Annotated in this window: 17 protein-coding genes; 15 read left to right on the top strand and 2 right to left on the bottom strand. The window is 70.4% G+C overall.

Annotation, left to right across the window (positions count from 1 at the left end):
• Positions 1-9 precede the first annotated feature (9 nt).
• The gene (locus ACIPXC_RS16560) at positions 10-1,743 is read right to left on the bottom strand and encodes an FAD-dependent oxidoreductase (protein WP_401618053.1); all 1,734 of its coding nucleotides are present in this window, start codon (positions 1,741-1,743) and stop codon (positions 10-12) included.
• Complete coding sequence (locus ACIPXC_RS16555) at positions 1,740-2,039, bottom strand: UBP-type zinc finger domain-containing protein (protein ID WP_401618051.1); 300 nt, start codon at positions 2,037-2,039, stop codon at positions 1,740-1,742. Before ACIPXC_RS16555 ends, ACIPXC_RS16560 begins: the two co-directional genes overlap by 4 nt.
• A gap of 261 nt (positions 2,040-2,300) precedes the next feature.
• Between ACIPXC_RS16555 and ACIPXC_RS16550 the strand changes: the two genes are divergently transcribed.
• The 15 genes from ACIPXC_RS16550 (at position 2,301) to ACIPXC_RS16480 (ending at position 16,043) form a co-directional block, all read left to right on the top strand.
• Positions 2,301-3,125, top strand: a complete 825-nt coding sequence (locus ACIPXC_RS16550) for a type 1 glutamine amidotransferase domain-containing protein (protein WP_030964488.1) — start codon at positions 2,301-2,303, stop codon at positions 3,123-3,125.
• Positions 3,126-3,167: 42 nt separating this feature from the next.
• The gene (locus ACIPXC_RS16545; RefSeq protein ID WP_401618047.1) at positions 3,168-4,808 is read left to right on the top strand and encodes a thiamine pyrophosphate-binding protein; all 1,641 of its coding nucleotides are present in this window, start codon (positions 3,168-3,170) and stop codon (positions 4,806-4,808) included.
• Positions 4,809-4,883: 75 nt separating this feature from the next.
• Positions 4,884-5,318, top strand: coding sequence for a nuclear transport factor 2 family protein (locus ACIPXC_RS16540; protein WP_401618044.1), 435 nt, complete (start codon positions 4,884-4,886; stop codon positions 5,316-5,318).
• 40 nt (positions 5,319-5,358) lie between these two features.
• Positions 5,359-5,814 (top strand): nuclear transport factor 2 family protein, encoded by a 456-nt coding sequence (locus ACIPXC_RS16535; RefSeq protein WP_030964493.1) that lies wholly within the window; start codon positions 5,359-5,361, stop codon positions 5,812-5,814.
• Between the two features lie 16 nt (positions 5,815-5,830).
• Positions 5,831-6,202, top strand: a complete 372-nt coding sequence (locus ACIPXC_RS16530) for a nuclear transport factor 2 family protein (protein WP_401618041.1) — start codon at positions 5,831-5,833, stop codon at positions 6,200-6,202.
• 10 nt (positions 6,203-6,212) lie between these two features.
• Positions 6,213-7,832 (top strand): GMC family oxidoreductase, encoded by a 1,620-nt coding sequence (locus ACIPXC_RS16525; protein ID WP_401618038.1) that lies wholly within the window; start codon positions 6,213-6,215, stop codon positions 7,830-7,832.
• Positions 7,825-8,463: a DJ-1/PfpI family protein gene (locus tag ACIPXC_RS16520; RefSeq protein ID WP_401618035.1), complete on the top strand. Its 639-nt coding sequence runs from the start codon at positions 7,825-7,827 to the stop codon at positions 8,461-8,463. The genes ACIPXC_RS16525 and ACIPXC_RS16520 overlap by 8 nt, the downstream gene beginning before the upstream one ends.
• Positions 8,463-8,909 (top strand): VOC family protein, encoded by a 447-nt coding sequence (locus ACIPXC_RS16515; RefSeq protein WP_401618032.1) that lies wholly within the window; start codon positions 8,463-8,465, stop codon positions 8,907-8,909. Before ACIPXC_RS16520 ends, ACIPXC_RS16515 begins: the two co-directional genes overlap by 1 nt.
• A gap of 1 nt (position 8,910) precedes the next feature.
• On the top strand, positions 8,911-10,734 hold the full coding sequence (locus ACIPXC_RS16510) for an AGE family epimerase/isomerase (RefSeq protein ID WP_401618029.1): 1,824 nt from the start codon (positions 8,911-8,913) through the stop codon (positions 10,732-10,734).
• A 37-nt stretch (positions 10,735-10,771) separates the two neighbouring features.
• Positions 10,772-11,116 (top strand): STAS domain-containing protein, encoded by a 345-nt coding sequence (locus ACIPXC_RS16505; RefSeq protein WP_401618027.1) that lies wholly within the window; start codon positions 10,772-10,774, stop codon positions 11,114-11,116.
• The gene (glgX, locus tag ACIPXC_RS16500) at positions 11,113-13,260 is read left to right on the top strand and encodes a glycogen debranching protein GlgX (protein ID WP_401618024.1); all 2,148 of its coding nucleotides are present in this window, start codon (positions 11,113-11,115) and stop codon (positions 13,258-13,260) included. Before ACIPXC_RS16505 ends, glgX begins: the two co-directional genes overlap by 4 nt.
• 16 nt (positions 13,261-13,276) lie before the next feature.
• Positions 13,277-13,588 carry an STAS domain-containing protein gene (locus ACIPXC_RS16495; RefSeq protein WP_030964503.1) on the top strand — a complete coding sequence of 104 codons (312 nt, stop codon included), beginning with the start codon at positions 13,277-13,279 and terminating at the stop codon, positions 13,586-13,588.
• Positions 13,585-14,058 (top strand): ATP-binding protein, encoded by a 474-nt coding sequence (locus ACIPXC_RS16490; RefSeq protein ID WP_401618021.1) that lies wholly within the window; start codon positions 13,585-13,587, stop codon positions 14,056-14,058. Before ACIPXC_RS16495 ends, ACIPXC_RS16490 begins: the two co-directional genes overlap by 4 nt.
• Positions 14,040-15,299 carry a PP2C family protein-serine/threonine phosphatase gene (locus tag ACIPXC_RS16485; protein ID WP_401618018.1) on the top strand — a complete coding sequence of 420 codons (1,260 nt, stop codon included), beginning with the start codon at positions 14,040-14,042 and terminating at the stop codon, positions 15,297-15,299. The genes ACIPXC_RS16490 and ACIPXC_RS16485 overlap by 19 nt, the downstream gene beginning before the upstream one ends.
• Entirely contained in the window at positions 15,300-16,043 is a 744-nt protein-coding gene (locus tag ACIPXC_RS16480; RefSeq protein ID WP_401618015.1) for an AAA family ATPase, read from the top strand.
• The last annotated feature ends 32 nt before the right edge of the window (positions 16,044-16,075 follow it).

Below are 16,075 nucleotides of genomic sequence, written 5' to 3'. Positions count from 1 at the left end.
CGTTCGCTCTCAGCCCATCGAGCGGTACCGGTGGATCAGCGAGACGGCCATGGCCCCCTCGCCCACCCCCGAGGCGACCCGCTTGACCGAGTGGGCGCGGACGTCGCCCGCGGCGAAGACACCGGGCACGCTCGTCTCCAGCGGGTAGGGGGCGCGCTCCAGGCTCCACTCGGCCGGGAGCTCGCCGCCGTTCGCGATCAGGTCCGACCCGGTGAGGACGAAGCCGTGCTCGTCCCGTTCGACGACGCCGGCGAGCCAGCCGGTGTGCGGGCGGGCCCCGATGAAGGTGAACATGAAGCGCGCCGGGATCTCGGTGTCGCGGCCCGTCTCCGCGTCGTGGAGGGTCAGCCGTTCGAGGTGCTCGTCGCCGTCCAGCCGGACCACCGTGGTGTGGACCCTGACCTCGATGTTCGGGGTGCGTTCGATCTCGTCGATCAGGTAGCGGGACATGCTCGCGTCCAGGGAGGACGCGCGCACCAGGATCGTCACGCGGGCGGCGTACTTGGCGAAGTGCACGGCGGCCTGCCCCGCCGAGTTCGCCCCGCCCACGATGAACACGTGCTGGGAGATGCAGGCCGAGCTCTCGGTGGTCGCCGCGCCGTAGTAGAGGCCGGCCCCCTCGAAACGCTCGGCGCCCGGCGCGTCGAGCCGGTTGTACGAGACACCGGTCGCGAGCAGGACCGTCTCGGCGGAGATCTCCGTGCCGTCGGCGAGGGTGAGGATCTTCGCCGGGTCGTCGCGGGTCAGCGAGACGACCTCCACCGGGTGCAGGATCTCGGCGCCGAACCGGGAGGCCTGGATGGTCGCCCGGCGGGTCAGGTCGCCGCCCGAGAGGCCCGAGGGGAAGCCGAGGTAGTTCTCGATCAGGCTGGAGGTGCCGGCCTGGCCGCCCGGAGCGCGGGAGTCCAGCATCAGCGTGGACAGGCCCTCGGAGGCCGCGTAGACACCGGCTGCCAGGCCCGCGGGGCCCGCGCCGACGATGACGCACTCGTAGTGCGGGCGGGAGGCGGTGGTGGCCAGGCCCAGGCGCTGGGCGAGCTGGGTGTCGGTCGGCGCCGAGAGCACCGACCCGTCCGGGAAGCGGACCAGGGGCAGGGCGCCGTCGGGCTGGGCGGCGATCAGGGTCAGCGCCTCGGGGTCCCGCTCGACGTTGAGGAAGCGGAACGGCTGGCCGTTGCGGGTGAAGAAGTCCCGTACGGCGTGGGTGCCGGGGGAGACCAGGTGGCCGGCGACGATGATCCCGTCGTAGGCGGGCCGGTAGGTCGCCAGCCAGTCCGAGAGCAGGTCGTCCAGGACGGGGAAGAGCCGCTCGTGCGGCGGGTCCCACGGTTTGAGCAGGTAGTAGTCCAGCCGGACCCGGTTGATGGCGGTGATCGCGGCGTCGGTCTCGGCGTACGCGGTCAGCAGCACCCGGCGGGCGTCCGGGAAGCGGCTGACCGCCTCCAGCAGGAACTCGACGCCGGTCACGTCGGGCATGCGCTGGTCCACGAGGAACAGGGCCGGGTCGTGGCCCCGCTCGTCGAGGGAGTCGAGGATCTTCAGGGCGTCGGCGGCCGAGGAGGCGCCGAGGACCCGGTAGCGGTCTCCGTAGGCGCTGCGCAGGTCCCGGCGGACGGCGCGCAGCACCTGCGGGTCGTCGTCGACGGCCAGGATCACCGGCTTGCGGCTCTCCGCACGCTCGGTGGCGGCCGGGGACGCGGCGGGGGCGGCGGGTGCGGGGGAGCTCTCCCGGGCCGTGCTCATGCGAGGTCCAGCATCTGCTGGTCGGTGTAGCACCAGGCCCAGTCCTCGCCCGGCTCGTGGGAGGCCGCGATCGGGTGCTCGGTGGTCCGGTAGTGCCGGGTGGCGTGACGGTTCCTCGACGAGTCGCAGCATCCGACGTGTCCGCAGGTCAGGCACAGCCTCAGGTGCACCCAGGTGTCGCCGGCGAGGAGGCACTCCTCACAGCCCGCCGCGGTGGGCTCCACCGGGCGTATCCGATCGATGTGTGTGCACAGCAGGTCCATCGTCATCGTCGCCGTCCCTCTCCTCGTGCTCATGCTCGTCACAGCAACACGGCTCGCGCGCCCGCGATTCACGGCGCGTCCAGACCTTAGGCCGGGCCCCGCGAAATGGTTCACCGATTCAGCCGAAGTCAGGTAGTCCTGGAGGTACTTCATGACGTCCGAGAACGACTTCCTGAAGTGCCGCCGTCGCCCGTACCGCTACCTCACGAAGTCGCATGCCGGGGCTTTGACGAAGGCCCCGGGCCCGGCCAGTGTGGGGAACGCCAACGACAACAGGCGGCGCTGGAGGAATACGTGAGCAGAAAGATTCTGGTCATTGTCTCCGAACACGGTTACTGGGCCGAAGAACTGATAGGGCCCGTCTCGAAGTTCGACGAGCGGGGCTACGAGGTCATATTCGCCACGCCGACCGGGAAGCGTGCGCACGCGCTTCCGCCGAGCCTCGACGCGAAGTACATCGACCCGCCCCTCGGACGCTCGGTGACCACCGAGGAGAACGCCAGGCTGGGACGCGAGTTCGAACAGTCGAGCCGGCTGGACTCACCGCTCGACATCGAGGCGTGGGTGCCCGAGCGCCCGTACACGAGCGACGCGGCCTACCTGCCCAAGCTGGAGCAGTACCACCGCGACCTCGACAAGCTCGACGCCGACATCGCCGGATACGACGCGGTCCTCATCGTCGGCGGCAGCGGCCCGATCGCCGACCTCGCCAACAACGAGCGCGTGCACGCCCTGATCCTGGCCTTCCGGAAGGCCGGCAAGGTCGTGGCCGCCGAGTGCTACGGGGTCGCCTGCCTGGCCTTCGCCCGGGACTGGGACGACCGCAGGAGCATCATCTGGGGCAAGCACGTGACCGGCCACTGCAAGGAGTACGACTACAAGGACGGCACCGGATTCCTCGGTACCGACTTCAACATGGGGCCGCCGCCGTACCCGCTTGAGTACATCCTGCGCGACGCGACGGGGCCGCGCGGCGCGTACCACGGGAACTTCGGCAAACCCGTCTCGGTGATCGTCGACTTCCCCTTCGTCACCGGACGTTCCACCCCCGACTCCTATCTGACGGGACAGAAGATCGTGGAGGTCCTGGAGGACGGGCTCACCCGATACGGCTGGTAGTCCCGGAAAACGCCGGGAAATCGAATGGTCGAGGGGGAATTCATGGAAGCCACTCCCGGACGGGAAAGGCTGATCGAGCAGTTCAAGGCCGACGGCCTGAAGGTGATGTTCGGAAATCCGGGGACGGTGGAACAGGGATTCCTCGACGCGGTGGACGCGGCGGCGGACTTCGGTTACGTCCTCGCCCTCCAGGAGACCGTGGCCGCCGGCATCGCCGACGGGTACGCCCGGGCGACCGGCGGCGCGGCCCTGCTCCAGCTCCACTCCGGGGTGGGCCTCGGCAACGGCATCGGGATGCTCTACCAGTCGCTGCGCGGCCACACCCCGCTCGTCGTCGTCGCCGGCGACGCCGGGGTGCGCTACGACGCCATGGACGCGCAGATGGCGTCCGACCTGGTGGCGATGGCCAGGCCCGTGACCAAGTACGCGACCCGCGTCACCGATCCGCGCTCGGTGCTGCGCACGGTCCGGCGGGCCGTGAAGATCGCACTCACCCCGCCCCGCGGGCCCGTGTTCGTCGCGCTGCCGATGGACGTGCTGGACGAGCTGAACTCCGAGCCCGTGCTGCCGGCCACGGTCCCGCTCACGGACGTGGCGCCCTCACCGGCGTCGGTGGGCCGGGCCGCCGAACTGCTCGCCTCCGCCGAGCGGCCGGTCGTGCTGGTCGGGGACGGGGTGGCGCTCTCCGGGGCGCAGCGCGAGCTGGTCGCCGTCGCCGAGCTGCTGGGCGCCGACGTGTACGAGGTCGACTCCTCCGAGGTGAACATCGCGGCCTCGCACCCGCTGCGGCGCGGCCAGACGGGCCACATGTTCGGCCCGCACAGCAAGGAGCTGATCGGCGACGCCGACGGGGTGCTGATCGTGGGCACCTACGTCTTCCCTGAGGTGTTCCCCGAGCTGGAGAGCCCCTTCCGGGCGGGAGCGAAGGTCGTCCACATCGACCTCAACGCCTACGAGATCGCCAAGAACCATCCGGTGGACCTGGGCCTGGCCGCCGACCCCCGGCAGGCGCTGCACGCGCTGGCCGGGGTGCTGCAGCGGCAGCTGACCCCGCAGCGCCGGGCCGCCGCGGCCGCCCGGCTCGACGTACGGACCCGGGAGCGGGCCCGGGCGGCGGGCTCGGCCGCCGAGGACGACGGCACGCCGATGGCCGTCTTCCTGCGGACCCTGGCCGAGCGCACCGGCGGGGACCTGATCGTCTTCGACGAGGCGCTGACCACCTCGCCGCTGGTCACCCGGTACCTGCCGGCGGAGCGCCCCGGCGACTACCACCTCACCCGGGGCGGATCGCTCGGCGTGGGCTTCCCGGGGGCGGTCGGCGCGAAGCTGGCCCGTCCGGAGCGGCTCGTCGTGGGCTTCGCGGGCGACGGCGGGTCCATGTACACCTACCAGGCGCTGTGGACCGCGGCCCGGCACGGCATCGACGCGAAGTTCGTCGTCTGCAACAACCGCAAGTACCGGCTGCTGGACGACAACATCGCCCAGTACTGGCGGGAGCGGGACATTCCCGAGCACGGTTTCCCGGGCTCCTTCGACCTCTCGCACCCCGAGATCGACTTCGCCGGACTGGCCCGCTCGCTCGGCGCCGACGGGATGCGGGTGGAGAAGCCGGACGAGGCGGTCGCCGCGGTGGGCCGGATGCTGTCCCACCCCGGGCCGTTCCTCGTGGACGTCCAGATCTGACCGCATGCGAACGGAACAGACGCGACAGGCGCGACAGGCGCGACAGGCGCAACAGACGGAACAGGAGGAGACCGCATGCCCGCCGAGCGGCAGCTGACCGAGGACACGATCCGCACGTTCGCCGAGAACTGGTACGTGGCGCTGGACCAGCACGTGGGCCTGGCCGATGTGCTCGCCCTGATCACCGAGGACCTGGAGTTCAAGGTCCCCGAGGACACCTTCCTCGGACACGAGGGCTTCGGCCGCTGGTACGAGGCCGTCACCCACCGCTTCTTCGACGAGGTCCACACGGTCACGAAGGTGGAGCCCGTCATCGAGGGCGACCGGGCGGTCGTCCGGGTCCTCGTCAACTGGCAGGCCAGGATCTGGGACCCGCCGGCCGCCCGCAGCCAGTGGCTCGGCTTCGACGCCGACCAGACCTGGACGGTGGTCGCCGGCCCCGACGGACCGCTGATCCAGCAGTACACCGTCAACGACCTGGCGCCGATGCCCGGTTCCGGCTCCCTGTGACCGCGACCGCCACCGCGACCGCGGTGAAGGAGGAGCGACGATGACCGAAGTGACGCGGGAGCGGGTCCGGGAGGCCTACGCGGCCCTCGGCTCCGGCGACCGGGCACGGATCCTGGAGTACTACTCCGAGGACCTGCGCTGGCTGGTCCCGGGCAACCACCCGCTGGCCGGCTGGTACGAGAGCCTGGACGCCTTCCTGGAGCTGATGGGGCAGACCCACAAGCTCACGGGCGGCACCTTCCGGATGGACCTGGAGGCGGTGCTGGTCGGCGAGGACTGCTCGGCCGACGTGTGCCGCAACGTCGCCCTGCGGGCCGGCGCGGCCGACGCGAGCGGGTCCCCGTACGAGCGGATGGACTACCCGGTCTTCCACTTCATGCGGTGGCGGGACGGCCGGATCGTCGAGGGCCGCGACGGGCTCTTCGGGGACTCGGCGACCGCCTTCAGCCAGTTCTGGGCGCCGTTCGCGCCGGACGGAACCCGCAGGGACCGATAGAGGGGGGATGAGCGCGATGGACGCACGACAGATCCTGCAGAAGTACTACGAGTACGCCAACGCCGGGGACTGGGAGCGCTGGTGCGACCTGTTCGCCGAGGACCAGGTCATGGACGAGCAGCTCGCCGGCCACATCGAGGGTCTGGAGGTGCTCCGCTCGATGATGAAGGGCATGGGGACCATGTACCGGGTCTTCCGCAACGAGCCCGTGCACTTCCTCGTCGACGGCGAGAAGGCCGCGGCCGTCTCCCACCTGACCGCGGTCAGCGCCTCGGGCGAGCCCATCGAGGCCGAGGTCATGAACTTCTTCCGGATCGCGGACGGAAAGATCGCCTACATGGCGAACTACCACGACACGGTCCCCTTCCAGGTGCTGAGCCAGGACTGAGGCGGGAGGCGTGAGCGTGGAAGAGTACGACTACATCGTCGTGGGCTCGGGCACCGCGGGCAGTGTGCTGGCGAACCGGCTCTCGGAGGACCCGGACGTCAGCGTCCTCGTCCTGGAGGCGGGCGGCTCCCGGATCCCGCCCGAGGTGGACGACCCGTCCTCCTGGTACAAGCTCCTCGGCGGGCCGGTGGACTGGGGTTACACCAGCACACCGCAGCCGGGGCTCGACGGCCGCCGTACCTACGAGCCGCGTGGCAAGGCCCCCGGCGGCAGCAGCAACCTCTACATCATGATGCACATCCGGGGCCACGCCTCGGACTTCGACAACTGGGCCTACCAGGGCGCGGCCGGCTGGGCGTACGAGGACGTGCTCCCGTACTTCGCCCTGCTGGAGCGCCAGGAGGACGTCACCGCCCCCACCACCGGCACCCGCGGCCCGCAGCGGGTCACCAACGCCGGGCTGCACGGCCCCAACCCGGTCTCCCGCGCCTTCATCGACGCGGCCGTCGAACTGGGCCACGAGGAGATCGCCGACTTCAACACCGACGGGCCCCGGCGCGGCCTGTTCGGCACCGGCTGGCACCACATCGACGTCGCCGACGGCCGCCGCCAGGGAGCACTGGCCGCCTATCTGGAGCCGGCCCTCGACCGGCCGAACCTGACCCTGCGCACCAACGCGCAGAGCACCCGGCTGCTCTTCGACGGGGACACCTGCACGGGCGTCGAGTACGTGCAGCTCCAGCCTCCTGCGACGCTTTCGGACAGTGATGTCCCCGGCCGGACCGTCCGCGACGGCCACAGCCGTGTCGCCGCGCCCGGGCCGCACACCGTACGGGCCCGGCGCGAGGTGCTCGTGGCCGCCGGGGCGATCGAGTCGCCGAAGCTGCTGCTGCTCTCCGGCATCGGCCACCCCGAGCAGCTGCGCGAGCACGGCATCGAGGTCACCGCGGCCCTGCCCGGGGTCGGCGAGAACTTCCACAACCACGTCCTGACCGGGCTGATGGCCGAGGTCACCCAGGAGCTCCCGCCGCCCGCGCAGAATCTTTCCGAGAGCGCTCTGTTCCTGTCCTCGCAGCCGGGGCTGCCCGCCCCCGACCTGCAGATCGCCTTCGTCCACGTGCCCTTCGACGTGATCGTCGGCAAGGACCACCCGAACACGGTGAGCATCCTGCCCGGTGTCGTACGCCCGGTCTCGCGCGGCTGGATCAGGCTGGCGAGCGCCGATCCGCTGGCCCACCCGCTGATCAACCCGAACTACCTGGGCGACCGCTGGGACCTGGAACGCATGGTGCAGGGCGTCAGGATCGCCCGGGACATCTTCGCGACCTCGGCGTTCTCACCCTGGTACAAGCAGGAGCTGCAGCCCGGCCCCGGCTACACGAGCGACGACGACCTGCGGACCTTCGTGAAGCAGAAGTCGGAGAGCTACCACCACCAGGCCGGCTCCTGCCGCATGGGCATCGACGACTTCTCCGTCGTCGACCCGCAGCTGCGGGTTCACGGCGTACGGAACCTGCGCGTGGTGGACGCGAGCGTGATGCCCGCGGTCCCGTCGGGCAACTGCCACACCGCCATCGCGATGATCGCCGAGCGTGCGGCGGACTTCCTGAGGGGGACCTCCCGTGTCTGATGCCGTCCTGCGCGAGGGCGCCCTGTCGGGGACCCGGATCGCGGTCCTGGTCGAGAGCGACTACTACGAGCCGGAGATCTTCTACTACCGGCACCGGTTCGCCGAGGAGGGCGCCGAGGTCGACTTCCTGACCCGGCTGTGGGGCAACGGCTCCCTCACCTTCACCGGGCACGAGTACCGGGCCCCCTTCACCGTCGACCGGTCCCTGGAGGGGCTGAGCGACGAGGAGCTGCGCCGGTACGCGGCGATCATCGTGCCCTCGGGCATGGTGGCCGACCGGCTGCGCTACACCGAGGACGTGGACGTCCTCGCCCCGGCGACCGAGCTGCTGCGCCGGGCCTTCGAGGAGCCGACGGTCCTCAAGGGGATCATCTGCCACGGCATGTGGCTGGCGTCCTCGATCCCCGGGAAGATCCGCGGCCGCAAGGTGGTCTGCCACAACAACCTGATCGGCGACGTCCGCAACATGGGCGGGGAGTACGTCGACGAGGACGTGGTCGTCGACGGCGACCTGGTCACCGGCCGCACCGGCGCGCACCACCACCTGTTCGCCCGCCGGATCATCGAGCTGATCGCGGCCGGCCGGGGCCGGGGAGCCGTCCCGCAGCCACCGCTGGGAGGTGCCCCCTGATGCCGGGCGCCGCGGACCTGCCGATGGAGTGGTCGCACGTCGGTTTGAACTGCGTGGACCAGAAGACCACCGAGGACTTCTACACCCGGTACTTCGGCTTCTCCCGGGCCCGGGTGGTCGACCTCGGGGAGTCCCGGATCGTGTTCCTGCGCAAGGGGGACGCGTACCTGGAGCTCTTCGCGGCGGACACCGCTCCGGCCCGCACGGCGCACGACGACGGGCCGCAGGCCCCGGGCCGGATGCGCCACCTGGCGTTCCGGACCGACAGCGTGGACGCCTTCCTGGCCGACCTGGGCGACGCGGCGGAAGTGACCCTGGGGCCGCTGGACTTCGACGACTTCATCTGCGGCTGGCGGACCGTGTGGGTCCGCGACCCCGACGGGGTGATCGTCGAGGTGAGCCAGGGATACGAGGACGACAGCACTCACGACAAGGACGGTGCATGACATGGCGGACGCCGTGAGCTTCTCCTTCTCCGACACCATCGCGGGCTACGTCGTCCGCTTCGACTCCGGTACCCGCCTGCTGCGGCTGAAGACCTCGGACGACCGCGAGTTCGCCGTCTCGCTGGCCGGTGACCCCAGCGCGGAGCTGGTCCGCAACCTGGACGAGCCCTACATCGACGCCTCCGGGCACATCGACGAGATGCTCTCGCCGGGCCGGTTCCTCTTCGTCCACGGCGTCCACTACCCGGAGCACGGCGGCCGGTTCGACGCCAAGCGCCTGGTGTTCCTGGGCCGCGGGGCCGAGGACTACCGCTTCGAGGAGGGCAGCTGGTGGATCAAGCAGATCGAGTCGCTGGCCGACTTCTACAAGCGGGCGCAGTTCGGCGACGGGCCGGTGGACTTCACCGAGTACCGCACCGAGATCCGGCTCGGCGGTGACAAGACCGCCAGCCACGTCCAGGAGACCGACACGATCTCCCGTCTGGTCTACGGGATGGCCTCGGCCTACCTGCTGACCGGCAAGGACGAGTACCTGGAGGTCGCCGAGCGGGGCACCGAGTACCTGCGCAAGCACATGCGGGTCGTGGACGGCGAGGAGGACGTGGTCTTCTGGTACCACGGCATCAGCGTCGACGGGGACAGCGAGCGCAAGCTGTTCACCTCGGAGTTCTCCGACGACTACGACGCGATCCCGATGTACGAGCAGATCTACGCGCTGGCCGGCCCGATCCAGACCTACCGGGTCACCGGCGACATCCGGATCAAGAACGACGCGGACGCCACGATCCGGCTGTTCGACAAGTTCTTCTTCGACCCGGAGCTGGGCGGCTACTACTCCCACATCGACCCGATCCTGTTCAGCGCGGACCACGAGTCCCTCGGCGAGAACGCCGAGCGCAAGAACTGGAACTCGGTTGGCGACCACGCCCCCGCCTACCTGATCAACCTGTACCTGGCGACGGGCGACCAGAAGTACGCCGACTTCCTTGAGTACACCTTCGACACGATCGCGGACAAGTTCCCGGACTACAAGAACAGCCCCTTCGTCCAGGAGCGCTTCATGCGCGACTGGTCGCACGACAAGGCGCACAGCTGGCAGCAGGACCGCGCGGTCGTCGGCCACAACCTGAAGATCGCCTGGAACCTGATGCGGATGAACTCGCTGAAGGCCAAGCCGGCGTACGAGGAGCTCGCCAGGAAGATCGGCGAGATCATGCCGGCGGTGGGCAGCGACGTGCAGCGCGGCGGCTGGTACGACGTCGTGGAGCGCGTGAAGCAGGGCGACCAGGAGGCGTATCGTTTCGCCTGGCACGACCGCAAGGCCTGGTGGCAGCAGGAGCAGGCGATCCTCGCCTACCTGATCCTGAACGGCACGGTCGGCGGCGACGCGAACCTGCGCGAGGCCCGGCAGGCGCAGGCCTTCTACAACACCTTCTTCCTCGACCACGACGAGGGCGCCGTCTACTTCAACGTCCTGGCCGGCGGGACGCCGTACCTGCTCGGCACCGAGCGGCTCAAGGGCAGCCACTCGATGTCCATGTACCACTCGGCGGAGCTCTGCTACCTCGCCGCCGTCTACAACAACCTGCTCATCAACGGCCGGGAGATGGACTTCCACTTCCAGCCCGACCCGACCGGCCTGCCGGACCGGATCCTGCGCGTCTCGCCCGACCTGCTGCCCGCCGGCGCGGTGCGGATCGCGTCCGTGGAGATCGACGAGAAGCCCTACACCGACTTCGACGCGGAGGCGCTCACCGTGCGCCTGCCCGACGTCCAGGGCCGGGTCAAGGTCAAGGTCCGGCTGCGGCCCACGGCCAAGCAGTAGCGCTCAACGGGGGGCGCCCCAACCAGAGGGGAAGGCAATGACTCTCAACGTCAAGGAACGCCGGAACAAGACGGGCACCGTGCTCGTCGCCACCGGCGAGATCAACAGCGAGACGTCCGGCACGCTGCTCCAGGCCCTGCTGCCGCTGGTCCGCGAGGGCAAGCCGCTGCGGATCGACCTCACGGCGGTGACCTACGTCTCCAGCGCGGGCCTGCGCACCCTGCTCGTCGTCTACCGCGAGGCCCAGCACGCCGGCGTGGCCGTCACCCTCTACGGGGTGAGCGAGGAAGTCAGGTTCGTGATGTCGGCGACCGGATTCCTCGACTTCTTCGAGACCGGCGAGGCCGCCGCGGCCGCCGCCAGGGCCAGGGCCGCGCGATGAGCGAGACCCGGTCCGAGCAGGTCCTGCGCGTCGACGCGTACCCGACCCACGAGGTGGGCGGGTACCGCGTCCGCGCGGGCAAACCGTTCCCCTTCGGGGCCAACGTGGTTCCCGGCGGCGTCAGCTTCTCCGTCTTCTCCGACCAGGCCACCTCCATGACCCTGGTCATCTACGAGCGCGGAGCGCCCGAGCCGATGGCCGAACTGGAGTTCCCGGAGGAGTTCCGCACCGGCAGCGTGTTCGCCATGACCGTCTTCGGCCTCGACCACGAGAACATCGAGTACGGGTACCGGGCCGACGGCCCCTACGACCCGGTCACCGGCCACCGCTTCGACGCCCGCCAGGTCCTCTCCGACCCCTACGCCCGGCTGATCGCGGGCCGTGACGTGTGGGGAGTGGAGCCGGACTACAGCCGCGGCTACCAGTACCGCTCCCGCGTCTGCCTCCAGGACTTCGACTGGGGCGACGACACCCCGCTGGGCATCCCCGCCGAAGACCTCGTCGTCTACGAGGCCCACGTGCGCGGCTTCACCCGGCACCCCAACTCGGGCGTCACCGCACCCGGCACGTTCGCCGGGCTGCGCGAGAAGATCCCGTACCTGAAGGAACTCGGGGTCAACTGCATCGAACTGCTGCCCGTGTTCGAGTTCGACGAGAGCGACAACCCGCGCTCCAACCCGGAGACGGGCGAGAAGCTCTTCGACTACTGGGGTTACAACACCGTCTCCTTCTTCGCGCCCAAGGCCGGCTACGCGGCCACCGGACGCTACGGCATGCAGGGCGACGAGTTCCGCACCCTGATCAAGGACCTGCACGCGGCCGGCATCGAGGTCATCCTCGACGTCGTCTTCAACCACACCGCCGAGGGCAACGAGCAGGGGCCGACGATCTCCTTCAAGGGACTCGACAACGCCACCTACTACATGCTCACGCCCGAGGGGTACTACTTCAACTTCAGCGGCACCGGCAACACGGTCAACTGCAACCACCCCGTCGTGCGCAACTTCGTCCTCGACTGCCTGCGCCACTGGGTCGCCGACTACCACATCGACGGGTTCCGCTTCGACCTCGCCGCCATCCTCGGCCGGTCCCTGGACGGCACCCCGCTGCCCAACCCGCCGCTCCTGGAACTGCTCGCCTACGACCCGGTCCTGCGGCACACCAAGCTCATCGCCGAGGCCTGGGACGCCGGCGGCCTCTACGAGGTCGGCAACTTCCCGGCGTACGGCCGCTGGGCGGAGTGGAACGGCAAGTACCGCGACACCGTGCGCCGCTTCCTCAAGGGCGACCCCGGGGTCACCGGCGAACTGGCCACCCGCATCGCCGGCTCGCCCGACCTCTACTCCAGCCGCGGCACCGCCGCCTCGGTCAACTTCCTGACCGCGCACGACGGCTTCTCCCTCGCCGACCTGGTCTCCTACAACGACAAGCACAACGAGGCCAACGGCGAGGGCAACAACGACGGCGCCAACGACAACAACAGCTGGAACTGCGGCGCCGAGGGTCCCACCGACGACCCGGAGATCAACGCCCTGCGCACCCGGCAGATGAAGAACGCCCTCGCCATCCTCCTGACCAGCCAGGGCATCCCGATGCTGCTCTCCGGCGACGAGGTCGGCAGGACCCAGCAGGGCAACAACAACACCTACTGCCAGGACAACGAACTGTCCTGGTTCGACTGGGACCAGGTCGACGACAACGCCGAACTGCTCCGCTTCACCCGCGAGATGATCGCCTTCCGAAAGCGCCACCGCGAGCTGCGCTCCACCTGCCACCCCACCGGACGGGTCCGGGACACCCTCGGCCTGCCCGACATCAGCTGGCACGGGGAACGGGCCTGGCAGCCCGACTGGTCGGCCGACAGCCGGCTGGTGGCGGTCGCCCGCTGCGGCGCCGGCGACGACGACGTGGTGTACGTGGCCATGAACGCGCACTGGGAGTCGCACGACCTGGAACTCCCGGCCCTGCCCGGCGGACGCAGCTGGCACCTGTTCGCCGACACCGGCGCCGAGGCGCCGTACGACATCCACACCCCGGGGGCCGAGCCGGAGCTGGACAACGCCGGCAAGTACCTGATCGGCCCGCGGTCGGTGGTGATCCTCGTGGGCCGCACGAACGACCCCGACGCATCCGACACGCCCTGACCGAAGGAGACCTGACATGCCGCTTTCCGTGTCCCTGAGCATCGAGGGCGACACCACCGTGATCGAACTGTCGGGCGAGCTGGACGCCAAGACCGCGCCGGACTTCCACCGCACCATCGAGAAGGCCGCCGGACACGGCACCACCACCGTCGAGATCAGGATGGCCGGCGTCGGCTACATGGCCAGCGCCGGACTGCGCTCCCTGGTCTTCGCCCAGCAGAAGGTCGCCGACGACGTCACCATCAAGGTGGTCGGTGCCATCGAGCCCGTCTCCCGGACCATCCGGACGGCCGGACTCGACCGCAGCATCGTCCTCTCCGACGAGTGACGACCGTGAGTGACATGGTCGAGCTGGCGAGGACGCCCGCGGTCCTGGAGGTGCCCGCGACGGTGGGGGCACTGGGCGACGTCGCCGCGTTCGTCCTGCGGCTGGCCGGACGGGCGGGGCTGGACAGGCACGCCGCCTACCGGCTCCGGCTGGCCGTCGACGAACTGGCCACGAACATCGTGATGCACGGGTACCGGGGCGGCGACGGACGGATCACCGTCCGCGGCCGCTCCGGCCCGGGCGGGGTGCAGATCACCATCGAGGACTCCGCCCCCGCCTTCGACCCCGTCGCGGGCCGCCTGCCGCCCTGCCCGGGGGTCCCCCCACAGGACCGGCGGATCGGCGGCCTCGGCATCCACCTCGCCCTGACCAGCGTGGACGAGTTCGCCTATGCGCACAGGGACGGCCGCAACATCAGCACGCTGACCGTGAAGGCTGAGGGGACGGACCCATGCCCTCCACGACCGTGATCATCCTCGACGCGCACCCGGCACCACCGCCCGAACTGCTCGACGCCCTGCGGACGATGGACGCCTCACTCGTCAGCCGCACGCTGACGGAGCTGCGCGAGGGCCCGCTGGAGCTGCTGCCCGTCGCCGACGTGCTGCTCGCCCCGGCCGAGTCCGACGGGGACGCCGTACGGACGGCCGTACGCCGGCTGCGCCGCTGGGCCGGGGCCCCCATCGTGGTCGTCTGGACCGTGACGGAGTTCGCCGCGCTGGAGGAGCACGTCCGGATCGGGCACGACTACCTCGTACCGCCCTTCCTCCCCGCCCTGGTCGGGGCCCGGCTGCACAGCTGCTCGGAGCGCGCCGGACTCGGCCGCACCCTGCGGGAGGCCGACGCCCGCGCCGAACTCATGGGCTACGAGAAGGAACTGGAGATCGGCCGGGAGATCCAGGCGGGCTTCCTGCCCGAATCGCTGCCCGTCCCCGACGGCTGGGAGATCGACGTGCGCTTCCGGCCCGCCCGGCAGGTCGCCGGGGACTTCTACGACGTCTTCGAGATCTCCCGCGGCCGCCGGCTGGCCTTCGTCGTCGCCGACGTCTGCGACAAGGGGGTCGGCGCCGCCCTCTTCATGGCGCTCATCCGCTCCCTGCTCCGGCACACCGCGCAGAACAGCGGACTGCAGCACCTGGTCGCCGCCGGACGGGCCGGCGGCAGCCGGCGGATCCCGGTGGTCGGTGCCACACCCCTGCTCAACGCGGTCACCGCCACCAACGGCTACCTCACCAACAACCACCTGCGGCAGGGGTACTTCGCCACCCTGTTCTTCGGGGTGCTCGACCCGCTCACCGGCAGCCTCGTCTACATCAACGGCGGCCACAACCCGCCCCTGCTGCTGCCCGCCGACGGCAGTCCGCCCGCCGCACTGGACATCACCGGGCCGGCCGTCGGGGTCCTGCCCGACTGCGTCTACACGCTCGGCTACGCCCAGCTCGACCCGGGCGACACCCTCTTCGTGTTCACCGACGGAGTGCCCGAGGCCCGCTGTCCGAACGGCAGTTTCCTCGGCGACGAACGGATGCTGGAACTGCTCGCCGGACCACCGGTCAGCGGCAGGGACGTGGTCGACCGGATGGACCTCGCGGTGCGCGCGCACACGGGCACCGCCGAACAGCACGACGACGTCACCATGCTCGCCCTGCACCGGCCGCGTACGGCGCGGGGGCCGTACGCGCCCGGACCCGGCCACCGGGTGGTGGCCTAGATGGCCCGCACCATCGTGGCGCACTCGCACCGCGGCGGGACGGGCAAGTCCTCCGTCCTGGCGAACCTCGCGCTGCTCATCGCGGCCGGGGGACGCCGGGTGGGCGTCGTGGACACCGACATCCAGTCACCCACCCTGGACCTGCTGTTCCGGCTCGGCCCCGGACCCTCGCTGGCCGACTACCTGCTCGGCCGGTGCGAGATCGAGGCCACCGCCCAGCGGGCCGGCGTGCCCGGGCTGTACGTCGTACCGGCCCGGAGCGGGACCGCGGCGCTGCGGGAACTGATGGCCGGCGGCTACGACGTGGGCCTGCTCCCGGAGGGCTTCGACCGGCTCACCGGCCACTACGCGCTGGACGTGCTGCTGCTCGACACCCACGCCGGGCTCAACAACGAGTCGGTGACCGCGATGGCGAGCGCCGACGTACTGATGATCATGGCCCGGGCGGACCGGATCGACCTCTCCGGGGTCGAGGAGACCATCGCCCTCGCCGGGCGCCTGGCCTGCCGCCGCACCCTGGTGCTCAGCATGGCACCCGCGGGCATCGACCGGGAGGCGGCCCGGCAGCGCTCGGAGGAGGTCTACGGGGCACCCGTGGCCGGAATCCTGCCCTACTCGCCGGAAATGGCCTCCTTGTACGGCGAGCGCATATTTGCAGAAGCCCATCCCGACCACCCCCTGGTCGGTGAATTCCGCACCATCATCTCGGCGTTGGACGCACGTGACGAAGTATCGCGGGCCTGACGTCACCCCCTTACGCCCCCTGCGGGGGGCGT

The sequence above is a fragment of the Streptomyces sp. NPDC090021 genome (assembly GCF_044748225.1).
GTDB lineage: Bacteria > Actinomycetota > Actinomycetes > Streptomycetales > Streptomycetaceae > Streptomyces.
Note: the sequence above shows the minus strand (reverse complement) of the source record. Positions and strands in the feature narration are given on the sequence as shown.

What these genes read in the sequence shown, in the direction of transcription:
- ACIPXC_RS16485 (WP_401618018.1), top strand. Translation starts at nt 14,040, where the DNA reads ATGCCCTCCACGACCGTGATCATCCTCGACGCGCACCCGGCACCACCG.
- ACIPXC_RS16560 (WP_401618053.1), bottom strand. Translation starts at nt 1,743, where the DNA reads ATGAGCACGGCCCGGGAGAGCTCCCCCGCACCCGCCGCCCCCGCCGCG.
- ACIPXC_RS16540 (WP_401618044.1), top strand. Translation starts at nt 4,884, where the DNA reads ATGCCCGCCGAGCGGCAGCTGACCGAGGACACGATCCGCACGTTCGCC.
- ACIPXC_RS16495 (WP_030964503.1), top strand. Translation starts at nt 13,277, where the DNA reads ATGCCGCTTTCCGTGTCCCTGAGCATCGAGGGCGACACCACCGTGATC.
- ACIPXC_RS16505 (WP_401618027.1), top strand. Translation starts at nt 10,772, where the DNA reads ATGACTCTCAACGTCAAGGAACGCCGGAACAAGACGGGCACCGTGCTC.
- ACIPXC_RS16545 (WP_401618047.1), top strand. Translation starts at nt 3,168, where the DNA reads ATGGAAGCCACTCCCGGACGGGAAAGGCTGATCGAGCAGTTCAAGGCC.
- glgX (WP_401618024.1), top strand. Translation starts at nt 11,113, where the DNA reads ATGAGCGAGACCCGGTCCGAGCAGGTCCTGCGCGTCGACGCGTACCCG.
- ACIPXC_RS16515 (WP_401618032.1), top strand. Translation starts at nt 8,463, where the DNA reads ATGCCGGGCGCCGCGGACCTGCCGATGGAGTGGTCGCACGTCGGTTTG.
- ACIPXC_RS16510 (WP_401618029.1), top strand. Translation starts at nt 8,911, where the DNA reads ATGGCGGACGCCGTGAGCTTCTCCTTCTCCGACACCATCGCGGGCTAC.
- ACIPXC_RS16480 (WP_401618015.1), top strand. Translation starts at nt 15,300, where the DNA reads ATGGCCCGCACCATCGTGGCGCACTCGCACCGCGGCGGGACGGGCAAG.
- ACIPXC_RS16535 (WP_030964493.1), top strand. Translation starts at nt 5,359, where the DNA reads ATGACCGAAGTGACGCGGGAGCGGGTCCGGGAGGCCTACGCGGCCCTC.
- ACIPXC_RS16530 (WP_401618041.1), top strand. Translation starts at nt 5,831, where the DNA reads ATGGACGCACGACAGATCCTGCAGAAGTACTACGAGTACGCCAACGCC.
- ACIPXC_RS16555 (WP_401618051.1), bottom strand. Translation starts at nt 2,039, where the DNA reads ATGAGCACGAGGAGAGGGACGGCGACGATGACGATGGACCTGCTGTGC.